The 14,752-nt window shown below is 76.0% G+C and carries 13 protein-coding genes; 12 read left to right on the forward strand and 1 reads right to left on the reverse strand.

The window, feature by feature from the left end:
* Positions 1-34: 34 nt before the first annotated feature.
* From C8054_RS14165 to C8054_RS14190, 6 genes are all read left to right on the forward strand, one after another.
* Positions 35-919, forward strand: coding sequence for a MurR/RpiR family transcriptional regulator (locus C8054_RS14165; protein WP_233219634.1), 885 nt, complete (start codon positions 35-37; stop codon positions 917-919).
* A 92-nt stretch (positions 920-1,011) separates the two neighbouring features.
* On the forward strand, positions 1,012-1,953 hold the full coding sequence (locus tag C8054_RS14170) for a transporter substrate-binding domain-containing protein (RefSeq protein WP_107157271.1): 942 nt from the start codon (positions 1,012-1,014) through the stop codon (positions 1,951-1,953).
* Positions 1,954-2,069: 116 nt separating this feature from the next.
* Complete coding sequence (locus C8054_RS14175; protein WP_107157272.1) at positions 2,070-2,927, forward strand: amino acid ABC transporter permease; 858 nt, start codon at positions 2,070-2,072, stop codon at positions 2,925-2,927.
* Positions 2,924-3,685 (forward strand): amino acid ABC transporter ATP-binding protein, encoded by a 762-nt coding sequence (locus tag C8054_RS14180; protein ID WP_107157273.1) that lies wholly within the window; start codon positions 2,924-2,926, stop codon positions 3,683-3,685. Before C8054_RS14175 ends, C8054_RS14180 begins: the two co-directional genes overlap by 4 nt.
* 1 nt (position 3,686) lies before the next feature.
* Complete coding sequence (locus C8054_RS14185; protein ID WP_107157274.1) at positions 3,687-4,853, forward strand: M20/M25/M40 family metallo-hydrolase; 1,167 nt, start codon at positions 3,687-3,689, stop codon at positions 4,851-4,853.
* Positions 4,854-4,898: 45 nt separating this feature from the next.
* On the forward strand, positions 4,899-5,744 hold the full coding sequence (locus C8054_RS14190) for a DUF6671 family protein (RefSeq protein WP_107157275.1): 846 nt from the start codon (positions 4,899-4,901) through the stop codon (positions 5,742-5,744).
* Between the two features lie 14 nt (positions 5,745-5,758).
* On the opposite strand, the gene C8054_RS14195 is transcribed toward C8054_RS14190, so the two are convergent.
* Entirely contained in the window at positions 5,759-6,304 is a 546-nt protein-coding gene (locus C8054_RS14195; RefSeq protein WP_107157276.1) for a carbonic anhydrase, read from the reverse strand.
* A 92-nt stretch (positions 6,305-6,396) separates the two neighbouring features.
* Between C8054_RS14195 and C8054_RS14200 the strand changes: the two genes are divergently transcribed.
* The 6 genes from C8054_RS14200 to C8054_RS14225 all read left to right on the forward strand — a co-directional run bounded on the left by C8054_RS14200 (position 6,397) and on the right by C8054_RS14225 (position 14,728).
* Positions 6,397-10,626 carry a putative inorganic carbon transporter subunit DabA gene (locus tag C8054_RS14200; protein WP_107157277.1) on the forward strand — a complete coding sequence of 1,410 codons (4,230 nt, stop codon included), beginning with the start codon at positions 6,397-6,399 and terminating at the stop codon, positions 10,624-10,626.
* Positions 10,623-10,964 carry a DUF190 domain-containing protein gene (locus C8054_RS14205; RefSeq protein WP_107157278.1) on the forward strand — a complete coding sequence of 114 codons (342 nt, stop codon included), beginning with the start codon at positions 10,623-10,625 and terminating at the stop codon, positions 10,962-10,964. Before C8054_RS14200 ends, C8054_RS14205 begins: the two co-directional genes overlap by 4 nt.
* Positions 10,965-11,036: 72 nt before the next feature.
* Positions 11,037-12,218: a sensor histidine kinase gene (locus C8054_RS14210; RefSeq protein WP_107157377.1), complete on the forward strand. Its 1,182-nt coding sequence runs from the start codon at positions 11,037-11,039 to the stop codon at positions 12,216-12,218.
* Complete coding sequence (locus C8054_RS14215; protein ID WP_107157279.1) at positions 12,215-12,892, forward strand: response regulator transcription factor; 678 nt, start codon at positions 12,215-12,217, stop codon at positions 12,890-12,892. Before C8054_RS14210 ends, C8054_RS14215 begins: the two co-directional genes overlap by 4 nt.
* 91 nt (positions 12,893-12,983) lie before the next feature.
* Entirely contained in the window at positions 12,984-13,904 is a 921-nt protein-coding gene (locus C8054_RS14220; RefSeq protein ID WP_107157280.1) for an ABC transporter ATP-binding protein, read from the forward strand.
* Positions 13,901-14,728, forward strand: a complete 828-nt coding sequence (locus C8054_RS14225; protein WP_107157281.1) for an ABC transporter permease subunit — start codon at positions 13,901-13,903, stop codon at positions 14,726-14,728. Before C8054_RS14220 ends, C8054_RS14225 begins: the two co-directional genes overlap by 4 nt.
* Positions 14,729-14,752 lie beyond the last annotated feature (24 nt).

Raw genomic sequence — 14,752 nt, forward strand, 5'->3', positions numbered from 1 at the left:
CGCCCACCGATCGGTGGGCCGTTACGCTCTGCTCGTGCCGAACTCCGAAACTGTCGACGATCCGCACGTGGTGGGCGTCGCGGCGCTGATCCGTGGGCGACTCGGCGAGTGCAGCCCGGCCGAGCGCCGGGTCGCCCGCACGCTGCTCGCCGCCTACCCGTCCGCCGGCCTGGGCACGGTGGCCGCGCTCGCCGAACGCGCCGAGGTGAGCGCGCCGACCGTGCTGCGGCTGCTGTCCCGGCTCGGGTTCGGCGGGTACCCGGAGTTCCAGCGGGCGCTGCGCGACGAGTTGGCGGAGCGGGAGACCTCGCCGCTGACCGCCTACCGGGCCGCCGAGCACGGCGGGGCGCCCCCGGAGGGCGCGTTGCCCCGGGCCGCGGCGACGCTGCCGGCGGCGGTGGCCGGCACGCTCGCCGACCTGCCCCGGGGGGAGTTGGACGCGGCCGTGCGGCTCCTCGCCGACCAGCAGTTCCGGGTCACCGCGGCCGGTGGTCGGTTCTCCGCACTGGTGGCCAGCTACCTGGTGCTGCACCTGATGCAGGTGCGCGGCAACAGCCGGCTGCTGCCGCCCGGCCCGGTGGCCCGCGCCGACCTGCTCGTCGACGTCGGCAAGCGGGATCTCGTCGTGCTCTTCGACTTCCGTCGGTACGAGGAGCCGACGCTGGCGCTGGCCCGGGAGGTGACCGCGCGGGGCGCCCGGGTGGTGCTGTTCACCGACCGGTGGCTGTCGCCGGTGGCCGGGCTGGCCGAGGTGGTGCTGCCCGCCCGGGTCGACTCGCCGTCGCCGTACGACAGCTTCGTGCCCACGCTGGCGTTGGTGGAGACGCTGGTCGCGGCGCTGATCGACAGGCTCGGCCCGGCGGCCGGCGCGCGGCTGAAGGCGATGGAGGGGGCGCAGCAGGCGTTCGGTGACCACTGAAACGTCCGTTACAAAAAACTGTAACCCCACCGAGATCGTAACGTGAGTTACAGTCCGGGGGCTGGCTGATCCGGCCCCCGGAAGGACTCCCCATGCGCATCCGTTCCCTCGCCCTGCTCGGCGTGACCACGGCCTTGCTCGCCGCCACCGCCGCCTGCGGTGGCACCGCCACCGGCGGCGCCACCGACGAGATCACGCCCGTCTCGGTCACCATCGACGGTGTCGGACCGATCGAGACCGACAAGGCCGTCGCGGCCAAGGTCCCGTCCGACGTCCGCGGTCGCGGCACCGTCACGGTCGCCACCAACGCCCCCTACCAGCCGTTCGTCGACTTCAAGGTGGAGGGCCGCACCGACCAGTTCGTCGGCCTCGACCCCGACCTGTTCCAGGCCGCCTCGGCCCGGCTCGGCCTCAAGGCCACCTTCACCCAGCAGCCGTTCGACGGCCTGGTGCCCGGCCTCCAGGCCGCCAAGTACGACGCCATCGCCGGTGGCATCACCGACAAGAAGGAACGCCAGCAGGTCGCCACGTTCGTCGACTACTCCGCCTCCGGCACCGGGTTCCTGGTCGCCGCCGGCAACCCGCTCGGCGTGAAGACGGTGGCCGACCTCTGCGGCCGGACGGTCGCCGTGCAGAAGGCCAGCAACCAGGCGAAGAACCTGGCGGCCTACGCCAAGGAGAGCTGCGCCGGCCGGCCGCTGGCGATCAAGGAGTACCCGGAGAACCCGCAGGCGGTGCAGGCGCTGATCGCCGGCAACGTGCAGGTGGTCGCCGCCACCCGGGTCAACCTGGTGGAGACCGCCGGCTCGCTCGCCGGCAAGGCCGAGCTGGTCGACGACCCGTCCTCGCCCAACGGCTGGCTGGCCAGCCCGAACGGCTTCGGATTCCTCAAGGCGAACAAGGAGCTGGCCGAGGCGTACCGGGCCGCTGTGCAGTCCCTGATCGACGACGGCACCTACGGCAAGATCCTGGCCCGCTGGAAGCAGACCCCGATCGCGATCGACAAGGCCACCGTCGACCAGGCCATCGACTGACCCCCGGCGGACCGCCGCCCCCCGAACCGCGGTCGCCGGGCGCCCTTTCGACTCCGTGAGGGCGGGCCCGAAGGCGCCCGGCGACCGCCGCACCCCCTGCCGGAGGCACTCCCACGATGACCACCACCGAACCCCCGACGGTACGGGTCGTCCCCGTCCGCCACTACGGCCGCTGGCTCACCGCGCTGGTCGTGGCCGGGCTGGCCGCGATGTTCCTGCGGGCGCTGCTGACCAGCCCCAACCTCGAACCCCGCACCGTGGCCCACTACCTGTTCCAGGACTACGTGCTCGACGGCGTGGTCACCACGCTCTGGCTCACGCTGCTCGCCATGCTGCTCGGTACCGCCGGCGGCGGCCTGCTCGCCGTGCTGCGGCTCTCCGACAACCCGGTGCTGCGCGGCGTCTCGTGGACGTTCATCTGGGTCTTCCGCGGCACCCCGCTGCTGGTGCAGATCATCTTCTTCGGGTTCCTCGGCGCGCTGTTCCCCCGGATCACGCTCACCGTGCCGTTCACCGGCACCGTGCTGTTCGACCGCCCCACCAGCGTGGTGATCACCGGCACCGTCGCCGCCGTGCTCGCGCTGTCGCTCAACGAGATGGCGTACGCGGCCGAGGTGATCCGCGGCGGCATCCTGGCCGTCGACGACGGGCAGACCGAGGCCGCCGCCGCGCTCGGCATGGGCCCCACGCTCACCCTGCGCCGGGTGGTGCTGCCCCAGGCCATGCGCGTGATCATCCCGCCGATGGGCAACGAGACCATCACCATGCTCAAGTCGACGGCGCTCGTGTCGATCATCGCCGGACGGGACCTGATGACCGCCGTGCAGAGCGTCTACCAGAACAACTACAAGGTGATCCCGCTGCTCCTGGTGGCGGCGATCTGGTACCTCGCCCTGGTCAGCCTCCTCTCCGTCGGCCAGTGGCTGATCGAGCGCCGGTTCGGCCGCGGCTTCGCCCGGGGAGGCGTGCGATGACGGCGATGGTCCGTGCCGAGGGCGTGACCAAACGGTTCGGCCCGGTCGAGGTGCTCAAGGGCATCGACCTGACCGTGGCCGCCGGCGAGGTGGCCTGCCTGCTCGGCCCCTCCGGCTCCGGCAAGTCGACGTTCCTGCGCTGCGTCAACCACCTGGAACGCATCGACGGCGGGCAGCTCTCGGTCGACGGCGAGCTGGTCGGCTACCGCCGCCAGGGCGACAAGCTGCACGAGTTGAAGGCGCGCGAGGTGGCCGTGCGCCGCCGGGACATCGGCATGGTGTTCCAGCGGTTCAACCTGTTCCCGCACCTCACCGCGCTCGGCAACGTCACCGAGGCGCCGGTGCGGGTGCTGCGTACGCCGCGCGAGCGCGCCCGCGCCGAGGCGATGCGCCTGCTCGACCGCGTCGGGCTGGCCGAGCGCGCGGACCACTACCCGAGCCAGCTCTCCGGCGGCCAGCAGCAGCGGGTGGCGATCGCCCGGGCGCTGGCCATGCGCCCGAAACTGATGCTCTTCGACGAGCCCACCTCCGCGCTCGACCCGGAACTCGTCGGCGAGGTGCTGGACGTGATGAAGGGGCTCGCCGCCGATGGCATGACCATGGTGGTGGTGACGCACGAGATGGGCTTCGCCCGTGAGGTCGCCGACCAGGTCGCGTTCCTCGACGACGGCGTGGTGGTCGAGGCCGGCCCGCCGGACGAGGTGCTCGGCCGACCCCGCCACGAGCGCACCCGCGCCTTCCTCGACAAGGTGCTCTGACGTGGACCCGCTGCTGCGCGCCGCCGGTGACCGGCTCACCGCGTACCACGACCGGCTCGCCCGACTGGTCGCTGTCGACTCCGGCTCCGGCCAGGTCGACGGGCTGCGGGAGGTCGCCGATCTGGTGCAGGGCTGGTGCCTCGGCGCCGGGCTGTCCGTCGAGCGGGCACCGGTCGCCGACCCGGCCGGCCGGCCACTCGGCGACGTGCTGGTCGCCCGCCGCCGGGGTACCGGCACCCGCCGGATCCTGCTCGCCGGCCACCTGGACACCGTGTTCCCGCCGGGCACCGCCGCCGCCCGCCCGTTCCGGGTGCAGGACGGCCGGGCGTACGGGCCGGGGGTCAGCGACGACAAGGGCGGCGTGCTCGCCGGACTCGCCGCCGTCGAGGTGCTCGCCACGCTGGACCGGCACCGCTACGGCGAACTGGTGCTGGTCTGCACGCCGGACGAGGAGATCGGGTCGGTGGGCAGCCGGCCGCTGCTGCGTACCCTCGGGGCCGAGGCCGACGTGGCGCTCTGCCTGGAGTGCGCCCGTGACAACGGCGACCTGGTCTCCGCCCGCAAGGGCGTCGCCGACCTGGCGGTGACGCTGCGCGGGCGGGCCGCGCACGCCGGCATCGAACCGGAGCGCGGCGCCAACGCGCTGCTCGCCGCCGCCCGGCTGACCGTGGCGCTGGACCAGCTCAACGGCCGCTGGCCCGGGGTGACGGTGAACGTCGGCGCGTTGGAGGCCGGCGGCCGGCCCAACGTGGTCGCCGACCGGGCCCGGATGCTCGTCGACCTGCGCGCCTGGCGCACCGGCGAGTACGAGGCCGCGCTGGCCGAGATCCGCCGGCTGGTCGCCGCGCCGCTCGTCTCCGGCGTGCACGCCGAGCTGGCCGTGCAGGCGCCGACCCCGCCGTGGGAGCCGGACCCGGCCGGGCGTCGGCTGGCCGAGCTGGCCGCGAAGGTGGGCGCCGGGCTCGGCGTACCGGTGTCGCACACCGCGACCGGTGGCTGCGCCGACGCGAACCTGCTGGCGGAGGCCGGCGCGACGGTGCTGGACGGGCTCGGCCCGGTCGGCGGCGCCGACCACAGCCCGGGGGAGTGGCTCGATCTCGACTCGGTGGTGCCGCGGGTGGCGCTGCTGGCCGGCCTGATCGACGCGCTCGGCCGAGCCGGCACGTAGCGAGAATCAGGAATTTCATTTCCGCTGCCGAGTAGGGTCCGGGGAGTGGAGGGCTCCCCGTTCCGTGGTGTGACGGCGGCGCTGGCGACCCTGCACGGCAAGCAGTGGGCGCTGCGCCCGCCGCTGCGCCGCCGGCTGGGCCTGGGCCTGCGGGTGGCGGCGGTGGACACCGACGCGCTCGGCACGTTCACCGGTGAGGTGCCCCGACCCGGCACCGCGCGGGAGACCGTGCTGCGCAAGGCGCGGCTCGGGATGTCCGCCACCGGGTGCCCGGTCGGCCTGGCCAGCGAGGGGGCGTTCGGTCCGCACCCGACGCTGCCCGGCGTGCCGGCCGACGTGGAGTACGTCGCCCTGGTCGACGACCGCTCCGGCCTGACCGTGGTGGAGTCCGTGGTCAGCCTGGAGACCAACCACGCGCAGCTCACCACCGACGGTCGGGACCGGGCCGTGGTGGTGGCCTTCCTGCGCCGGGTCGGCTTCCCGCACCACGCCGTCGTCGTCCGGCCGGCGCGGGGCGCGGGCCGGCCGGAGAAGGGTCTGCGCCGGCACGGCGACGTGTTCGCCGCGCTGCGTCGGGCAGCCGCCGACAGCGTGGACGGCGACGCCGTGCTCGCGGCGGACCTGCGGGCCCACGTCAACCCGACCCGGATGCGGGTGATCGCCGCCGCCGGGCTGGGCCTGGCCCGTCGGCTCGCCACCGCCTGCCCGGCGTGCGCCGCGCCCGGGTTCGGCCCGCTCGGCACGGAGGGCGGCCTGCCCTGCCGGGCCTGCCGCACGCCCACCCCGCACGTGGCGGTGCGGATCTCCGGATGTGCCCGGTGCCCGTACCGCGAGCGTCGTCCGGTGGCCGGCGCGGCCGACCCCGGGTCCTGCCCGCGCTGCAACCCCTGAGCGCCGTCCCCGGTTCAGGCCAGCCGGGCCCCGGCCCGATTCGGCGGCCGTAGGCGCCCGACGCGCCGGACCGGTGGCGGGGCGCTGGGACGCACCTCGACGAGGGTCAGCTCCGCGTCGTGCCAGACCATGCCGTGCAGGCCGCAACGGCCGGCGCGGACCGCCTGGTCGAGCAGGGGGGAGTGCCGGCGCAGCGCGGCGAGCGTGGCGCGCACCCGTTCGGGTCCGCTGCCGTGCGGCAGTGAACAGGCGGCGTGGCCGAGCACCACCACCAGCGGTGTGCCGAGGTGACCGACCGCGTACTCCAGGCTGCCCCGCACCGAGGGTCCGGTACTCAGGCCGGCGGCGCGGACCGCGAACACGTCGGCGCCGCCGAACACCGTCACCGCTTCCGGCTGCGGATCGGCGCAGGAGAGGACCGCCGCCACCGGGGCGCCGGCCGGAGCGAACGGCCTGGGCGCCGCACCCACCCGGAACCGGTGGTGTCCCGCCCGCAGCCGGGCGAGGGCGAAGCTCGGGCTGACGGGCCATCCCTGCGGCGGCGATCCGGTCATGTCCATCACTGCTCCTCGTGACGAGCCACTGTCGTGCGTCTCACGATACACGAATTAGAAATCGTGTAATAGAGTGCGCTTGTCTGAAGGAGGTGGCGATGGACGTCGCTCTGGTCCTGGGAGTCCTGATCGGGCCCGCGTCGGCGGTGCTCGGCGCGTTGGTGGTGCCCGACCCGCGCCGGGCCGCCCGGGTGGTGGGCGCGTTGCTCGGTCTCAGCGCGGTGGCGGCCACCGCGCTGCTGGTCCGGGTGGCGGCCGACCCGGCCGTACCGGGCGTGCTCGTCCGCGTCGACGCGCTCGGGCCGGCGTTCTCCGTCGGCGTCCGCGTCGACCGGTTCACCGCGCTGTTCGTGCTGCTCGTCTGCGGGCTGGCCGCCGTCGTCGCCGGCTACGCGCGCCGCTACCTCGACGGCGAGCCGGGCGCCCGCGCGCTCCAGGCCCGGGTGGCGGCGGCCACCACCGCGACGCTGGTGATGGCCACCGCGCCCAGCCTGGTGCAGTTGGCCGTCGGCTGGATCGCGGCCGGGCACCTGCTGGTCGGCCTCATCGGCCACTACCGGGACCAGCCCAGGGTGCGGGCCGCCGCCCGCCGGACCCGGCGACTGTTCCTCGTCGGCGACGCCGCCCTGGTCGCCGGCCTCGCGCTGCTGGTCACGCCCGCCGGTGACGCCGACCTGGACGCGGTGCGCGCCACCGCCGGCGCGCGGCCCGGGTGGCTGCTCGCCACCGCCGGCGTGCTGCTGCTGGTGGCCGCCATGGTCCGGTCCGCGCAGGTGCCGGCGCACCGCTGGCTGCCGTCCACCCTGGACGCGCCGACCCCGGTCTCGGCGTTCCTGCACGCCGGAATGGTCAACGTGGCCGGGTTCCTCATGATCACACTGGCATCGGTGGTCACCGCCGCGCCCGGGATGATGCCGGCGATGGTGCTCGTCGGCCTCGCCACCGCCGTCTCCGGGCTGCTGTTCGCCGCGGTGCGCACCGACGTCAAGGGCACCCTCGCCCGGTCCACCGTCGCGCAGATGGGGTTCATGCTCGCCCAGTGCGGGCTCGGCGCGTTCGGGCTGGCCGCCGTGCACCTGGTCGGGCACGCCGTCTACAAGGCGTACGCGTTCCTCTCCGCCGGCGGCACACTCCAGGCGCAGGCCCGAGCCGCCGGCACGCCCCGGCCGGAAGGCCCGCCGCCCACCCGGCCCCGCGTCCTCGCCGCCGCGACGGTGATCGTCACCGTGCTCGCCACCGAGCTGCTGCTCGGCACCACCGCGACCGGTGCGCTCAGCGCCGCGCTGGTCGCCGCCGCCGCGCTGGCCGCCGTGTGGTCCGCCCTCGCCGACCGCGCGCTGCCGGCCCGTACCGCCGCTGCCCTCACCGTCACCGTGGCGGCGCTGGCCGGCGGGCATCTCGTCGCCGGGCGGGCGGTCGAGGGCTGGCTGGCGCTGCCGACCGGGACGAGCCTGCTCGGCGTCGGCGCCGTGGCGTGCGTGCTCGCCGTGGTGGCCGTCGCCGGGACCGTGCTGCGCCGCCGGCCGAGCGCCACGCTCTGGTGGTGGGCCTGGCACGACGGCGCCGCCATCCCGCGGGCCCGCCGGACGGCCCCGCCCGACGGGCCGACCCCCGCGGCGCTCACCGTGCCGCGCCCCGGCCTGCTCGACCGCTCGGACGGCGCGCGGGTCGTCGCCGCGGCGACCGCCGCCGCCGACCACGTCGGCGCCGTCGGACCATTGGACGCCTTCGTCGCGGTGAACCCGCTCGCCGGCCGGGAACGTGTGCCGTTCGCCCGGGCCACCGCCGAGCTGCGGGACCTCGCCGGCACGCGGACCCACCTGCCGGCCGCCGAGTACCGGCAGCGGCTGCGCGACGGCCGGATCACCCCGGCCGACCTCGCCGCCGTGCTCCCGCCACCACCGCGCGTCGCCGGTGCGGTCCTGCTCGGCCACCGGCGGATCGACGTCACCGACCTCCAGGTGGCCGTACTGAGCCAGCCGGTGCACGACGGGCCGCCCCCACCGGCCGACCTGCTCGCGGTCGCGCGGCGCCGGCTCGCCGAGCTGCCCGCGCGGCCCCGCCCCCGCACCCCGGGCGAGGCCGGACCGCACACCCTCGCCGAGACGGTCGACCGGGCGCTGGGCACCCGGACCACCGTGGACGTCGACGACCTGGTGGCCGCCTGGTGCGCGGCACACAGCGGACGCCCGGCGGCGCTCTGGCCGGTCCCCGGCCCGACGGACGCGGGCTGCTGGGCGCGCTGGCGGCGGATGGCCGGCGCCGACCCGGCACTGGCCCGGTGGGGTGTCACCGGCCTCGCGACGCTCGTCGACGCCCTGCCCGAGGCGCCCGAGCAGGCCGTCGCGGTGCTCCTGCGCGCGATGGGGGTGCCGCCGGCGGCCTGGTCCACCTACCTGTCCCGGTCCCTGCTCCGGCTGCCCGGCTGGGCCGGGCACGCCCGCTGGGCCCAGGCCAACCCCGGGCAGGGGCCGGCGCTGAGCCCGCTGGACCTGCTCGCCGTGCGCCTCACCTACGAGTACGCGCTCGCCGGCGCCGCCGCCCAGCGCCACCTCGAGCTGCCCCCGGTGCTGGACTCGATCGCCGCCGCGACACCCGCCACGCTCCCCAGGTCCGCCGGGATCACCCCGGAGGCGCTCGCCCGACTCGCCGGCGCGCTCGACGTCGACGTCGCCATGCTTGCCTGCCTGCCCGGGGAGACCGTGGCCACGCTGCGGGACGTGGCCTGCCAGTTGACCCCGTCCCGGCAGTCCGAGGTGTGGCTCGCCGCCGCCGAGCACGCGTACCGGCGTCGGCTGCGGTACCGGCTGGACCGGGGCGCGGACCGGCCGGCCGTCGACGCCCCGACGCTCACCCAGGCGGTGTTCTGCATCGACGTGCGCAGCGAGGGCCTGCGCCGCCACCTGGAGGCGACCGGGCCGGTCGACACGTACGGCTTCGCCGGCTTCTTCGGCCTGCCCGTGCGTACCGTGACCGCCGGCGCCCGGCGCGGGCGGGACCGCTGCCCGGTCCTGATGCGACCGGTGGCCACCGTCGAGGCGGCGCGGGCCGGCCGCGCGGCCCGCTCGCGGCAGGCCTGGCGACGCGCCTACGCCGCCGCCAAGGCGAACCCGGTCGGCGCGTTCGCCTTCGTCGAGGTCGCCGGCGTGCTCGCCACCGCCGCCCTGCTCCTGCGGGCCGCCGCGCCGGGCCGGTTCGTGCCGCCCGCCGACCACACCGCACCGACCGTCGCCGACCTGACCACCGCCATGAGCCTCGACGAACAGGTCTACTACGCCGAGGCGACGCTACGCACCATCGGGCTCACCGCCGGCTTCGCGCCGCTGGTGCTGCTCTGCGGGCACGGCGCCACCAGCGCCAACAACCCGTACGCCGCCGCGCTGGACTGCGGCGCCTGCGGCGGCAACCGGGGCGGGGTGAGCGCCCGTCTCGTCGCCGGGATGCTCAACCGGCCCGAGGTGCGCGCGGCCCTCACCGACCGGGGCATCCATCTGCCCGACGGCACGCACGTGCTGGCCGGCGAGCACGACACCGTCACCGACGAGGTGCGGCTGTTCGACATGGACGCCGTGCCCGCCGGGCTGCGACCGGCGGTCGAGGAACTCACCGGCCGGCTGGCCGGGGCGGGCGCGCGGCTGCGCGCGGAACGGGCCGCGCGACTGCCCGGCCGGCCGCGTCCGCGCCGCCTGCCCCGGCGGGCCGGGGACTGGGCGCAGGTCCGCCCGGAGTGGGCGCTGGCCGGCAACGCCGCGTTCATCGCCGCGCCCCGCGAGCTGACCGCCGGCGTCGATCTCGGCTGCCGGACGTTCCTGCACTCCTACGACTGGACCGGCGACCGGGACGCGGCTGCGCTGGAGGCGATCATGACCGGTCCGCTCGTGGTGGCCGCCTGGATCAACCTCCAGTACTACTTCTCCACCGTCGACCCGCAGCGGCTCGGCGCGGGCACCAAGACCGTGCACACCGTGCTCGGCGACGCGCTCGGCGTCCTCTCCGGATCCGGCGGCGACCTGCGCCTCGGCCTGCCGCTCCAGTCGGTCGCCGACGGCACGCGGCCGGCCCACGAGCCGCTGCGGCTGCTCGCGGTGATCCGCGCCCCGCACCACCTGGTCGACGCGGTGCTGGGCCGCAACCCCGGGCTGCGCCACCTGGTCGACGGCGGGTGGCTGTCGCTGACCGTCGTCGATCCCGGCACCGGCGCGTGGTCCGAGCCCGCGCCGGGTGGATCGTGGCGGGCGCTGCCCGCCCCGCGCCACGTCACCGCACCCACCACCGAGCCGCCCGCGCGCCACCCGGCGCCCGCGACGGAGAAGGAGTACACGGCATGAACGAACTGGGACTGACCCGCATGGTCAAGGTGGAGGTCGTCACGCGCGCCGACGACGCCGACGCGGTCCGCACCCTGCTGCACGCCTCCGGGGTGAGCGGCTGGACCAGCCTGAGCGGCGTCTCCGGCTTCGGCCACCACGGCACCCACGAGGGGCGGCTGCTCTTCAACGACCGGGCCGGACTCGTCATGGTCATCGCCGTGCTCCCGCCGGGCCGCGCCGAGCCGGTGGTCACCGGGCTGCGCGACATCCTGGCCCAGCGGCCCGGCGTGATGTTCGTCAGCGACGCCTGGGTCAGCCGACCCGAGTACTTCGGCGCCGACCGGGCGGCGGAGTGACCGCCGGGCGGGCGCCCCGGCGGGATCCGTCCCGTCGGGGCGTCCGCCCGAGCGGTGTCGTACGGTGACCGCATGGGACGCGTCGCGCGGTGGCGTCGGGTGGCCCGGGCCCACCCGACCGTGACCGATGCGCTGCTGGCCGCGCTGCTGTTCGTGGTCAGCCTGCTCCCGGTGAACCCGCCCGGCGGGCCCCCGCGCGACCCGCTGACCGTCGGCGCGGTGCTGCTCGCGCTGGCCGGCTGCGGTGCGCTGGTGCTGCGCCGCCGCCACCCGTTGCCGGTGCTCGCGCTGGTCACCGCCACGGCGGCCACCGCGCTGCTGGTGCAACAGGCGCGGGGGCCGTTCGTGCTGACCGTGGCGCTGGCCGCGTACACGGTGGCGACCCGGACCGACCGGCGGACCGCGGTGGCGGCCGGCGCGGCGAGCGGCCTGGTGCTCGGCGGCGGCGCGGTCGTCGCGCTCGGGGTCGGCTGGCTGGACCCGGCGGTCGTGGTGCTGCTGCTCTGGTTCGGCGTCGCGGTGGCGGCCGGCGACGCGGTCCGCAGCCGGCGGGCCTACGTGGCGGTGCTGGAGGAGCGGGCGCGGCGGGCCGAGCGGACCCGCGAGGAGGAGGCCCGCCGCCGGGTGGTGGAGGAACGGCTCCGGATCGCCCGGGAGCTGCACGACGTGGTGGCCCACCAGATCGCGCTGATCAACGTGCAGGCCGGGGTGGCCGGGCACCTGCTGCGGGAGCGGCCGGACGCGGCCGAGGAGGCGCTCGGGCACGTCCGGTCCGCGACCCGCACCGTGCTGGACGAGCTGGCCACCCTGCTCGGCCTGCTCCGGCGCGGCGAGCCGGACGCGCCGACCGAGCCGACGCCCGGCCTGGGCCGCCTCGACGCCCTCGTCGACGGCTTCGCCGCCGTCCAGCCGGTGCGCTGGACCCTGACCGGCCGGCCCCGGCCGCTGCCCAGCACGGTCGACGTGGCGGCCTACCGGATCGTCCAGGAGTCGCTGACCAACGCCCACCGGCACGCGCCCGGCGCGGCCGTCACGGTCGGTGTCACGTACACCGGCGCCGGCGTGGTGGTGGAGATCCGCGACGACGGGCCCGGCCCGAGCGGAACCGGCGACCAGGGAACCGGTCTCGGCCTGCTCGGGATGCGGGAGCGGGCCGAGGCGGTGGGCGGCGCGTTCCACGCCGGCGCCGGGCCCGGCGGCGGCTTCCGGGTCCGCGCCGAACTGCCCGCCCCGATGCCGCAGGAGGTGGCATGACCGTCCGGGTGCTGCTCGCCGACGACCAGACCCTCATCCGCGCCGGCTTCCGCGCGCTCGTCGACTCCGCGCCGGACCTGTGCGTGGTGGGGGAGGCCGCCACCGGGCGCGAGGCGGTCGAACGGGCCCGCGCCACCCGCGCCGACGTGGTGCTGATGGACGTCCGGATGCCCGACCTCGACGGCCTGGCCGCCACCCGGGAGATCACCGCCGACGAGGACCTGGCCGGCGTACGGGTGCTGATCCTGACCACGTTCGAGGTCGACGAGTACGTCTTCGAGGCGCTGCGCGCCGGCGCCAGCGGCTTCCTGGGCAAGGGCGTGGAACCGGCCGAGCTGCTCGACGCGATCCGTACCGTCGCGGCCGGGGAGGCGCTGCTGTCCCCGAAGGCGACCCGTGGGCTGATCGCCCGGTTCCTGGCCCAGCCCGACCCGCGGCCCGGGGCCACGCCGGAGCGGCTGCGGGTGCTCACCGAACGGGAACGCGAGGTGGTCACGCTGGTCGCCGCCGGGCTGAGCAACGAGCAGATCGCCCAGCGGCTGGTGGTCTCCCCGCTGACCGCCAAGACCCACGTCAACCGCGCGATGGCCAAGCTCGATGCCCGGGACCGGGCCCAGCTGGTGGTGATCGCCTACCAGAGCGGCCTGGTCCGGGCCGACCCACCGGCGCGGTAGCCGGACCGCTGACGTACCGCGTTCGCGGTACGCGCAGGTGTCCGCGTCCGGCCGACGCGCCGGCCGGGGTGCGCGGGCCAGGGTTGAGCACATGATCGAAGCCCACGACCTGAGCAAACGGTACGGCGACAAGCTCGCCGTCGACGCCCTGACCTTCACCGTCCGGCCCGGCGTGGTGACCGGTTTCCTCGGTCCCAACGGCGCCGGCAAGTCCACCACCATGCGGATGATCCTCGGCCTGGACGCGCCGACCGCCGGGACCGTACGGGTCAACGGCCGCCGCTACGTCGAGCACCGGGACCCGCTGCGCCAGGTCGGCGCGCTGCTGGAGGCCAAGGCGGTGCACACCGGCCGGTCCGCCCGCAACCATCTGCTCGCCGTGGCCGCCACGCACGGCCTCGGCCGCCGCCGCGTCGACGAGGTGATCGACCTGGTCGGGCTGCGTGAGGTGGCCGGCCGGCGGGCCGGCGGGTTCTCACTCGGCATGGGTCAGCGGCTGGGCATCGCCGGCGCGCTGCTCGGCGACCCGGCGGTGGTGATGCTCGACGAGCCGGTCAACGGCCTCGACCCGGACGGCATCCGGTGGATCCGCGGCCTGCTCAGGGGCCTCGCCGCCGAGGGCCGGACGGTCTTCGTCTCCTCGCACCTGATGAGCGAGATGGCCCAGACCGCCGAGCATCTGATCGTGGTCGGCCGGGGCCGGCTGATCGCCGACGTGTCGCTCGCCGAGTTCACCCGCCGGGCCTCCCGCGGCACCGTACGGGTGCGCTCACCCCAGGCCACGGCGCTGCGCGACCTGCTGGCCGGCCCGGACGTCACCATCACCGGCGGCGAGCCCGGCGTGCTGGACGTCAGCGGACTGCGCCCCGAGGCGATCGGCGACCGGGCCGCCGCCGCCGGGCTCACCCTGCACGAGCTGACCCCCACCGAGGCGTCGCTCGAAGAGGCGTTCATGACCATGACCCGCGACGCCGTCGAGTACGTCGGCGCCACCGAAGGAGCTGACCGATGACCACCGCGGCCCCACCCACCACCACCGTGCCGACCGACGCCCGGATCACCGTCCCCCGGGTGGTCCGCAGCGAATGGATCAAGTTCCGGTCCCTGCGCTCGTCGCTGATCATGCTGGCCGCGACCGTGGTGGTGTTCGCCGCGCTGGGGCTCGGCTTCTCGACGTTCCTGGCCGACGCCACGATCGAGCCGGGCACGCCGGCGCCGCCCGGCGGGCCGTCGTCGCTCGACCCGCTCGGCGCCAGCCTCGGCGGCGTCAACCTCGCCCAACTGCTCGTCGGCACGCTCGGCGTGCTGCTGGCCGCCGGCGAGTACGGCACCGGAATGATCCGCTCGTCTCTCGCCGCGGTGCCGACCCGCTGGCCCGTGCTCGCCGGCAAGGTCGTCGTGCTGGCCGGCGTCGTGCTGGCCGTGCTGGTGCCCACCACGCTGCTCACCTTCCTCGGCGGACAGGCGATCCTCGGCGACCAGGGCATCTCCCTCTCCGACGACGGCGTGCTGCGCGCGGTGCTCGGCACGGCCGGCTACCTCGCCGCCGTCGGTGTGCTCGGCGCGGCGCTCGGCTCGCTGCTGCGCACCACCGCTGGCGCCCTGACCAGCGTGGTCGCGCTGCTGCTGGTCGTGCCGGGAGTGGTGTCGCTGCTGCCGGAGAGCTGGTCGGAGCGGATCTCGCCGTACCTGCCGTCGAACGCCGGGCAGGCGTTCATGAGCGTGGGCGGGAGCGGTGACCTGCTCTCCCCGGGCGCCGGGGCGGCCGTCCTCGCGGCCTGGCTGGTCGTCCTGTTCGGCGCCGCCCTGGTCCTGCTGCGCCGCCGGGACGCCTGACCGGCGCCGCCGGCCGGTCGCGGC

The sequence above is a fragment of the Micromonospora sp. RP3T genome, assembly GCF_003027925.1.
Lineage (GTDB): Bacteria > Actinomycetota > Actinomycetes > Mycobacteriales > Micromonosporaceae > Micromonospora.

What these genes read in the sequence shown, in the direction of transcription:
- C8054_RS14220 (WP_107157280.1), top strand. Translation starts at nt 12,984, where the DNA reads ATGATCGAAGCCCACGACCTGAGCAAACGGTACGGCGACAAGCTCGCC.
- C8054_RS14200 (WP_107157277.1), top strand. Translation starts at nt 6,397, where the DNA reads ATGGACGTCGCTCTGGTCCTGGGAGTCCTGATCGGGCCCGCGTCGGCG.
- C8054_RS14175 (WP_107157272.1), top strand. Translation starts at nt 2,070, where the DNA reads ATGACCACCACCGAACCCCCGACGGTACGGGTCGTCCCCGTCCGCCAC.
- C8054_RS14210 (WP_107157377.1), top strand. Translation starts at nt 11,037, where the DNA reads ATGGGACGCGTCGCGCGGTGGCGTCGGGTGGCCCGGGCCCACCCGACC.
- C8054_RS14195 (WP_107157276.1), bottom strand. Translation starts at nt 6,304, where the DNA reads ATGGACATGACCGGATCGCCGCCGCAGGGATGGCCCGTCAGCCCGAGC.
- C8054_RS14215 (WP_107157279.1), top strand. Translation starts at nt 12,215, where the DNA reads ATGACCGTCCGGGTGCTGCTCGCCGACGACCAGACCCTCATCCGCGCC.
- C8054_RS14205 (WP_107157278.1), top strand. Translation starts at nt 10,623, where the DNA reads ATGAACGAACTGGGACTGACCCGCATGGTCAAGGTGGAGGTCGTCACG.
- C8054_RS14180 (WP_107157273.1), top strand. Translation starts at nt 2,924, where the DNA reads ATGACGGCGATGGTCCGTGCCGAGGGCGTGACCAAACGGTTCGGCCCG.
- C8054_RS14170 (WP_107157271.1), top strand. Translation starts at nt 1,012, where the DNA reads ATGCGCATCCGTTCCCTCGCCCTGCTCGGCGTGACCACGGCCTTGCTC.
- C8054_RS14225 (WP_107157281.1), top strand. Translation starts at nt 13,901, where the DNA reads ATGACCACCGCGGCCCCACCCACCACCACCGTGCCGACCGACGCCCGG.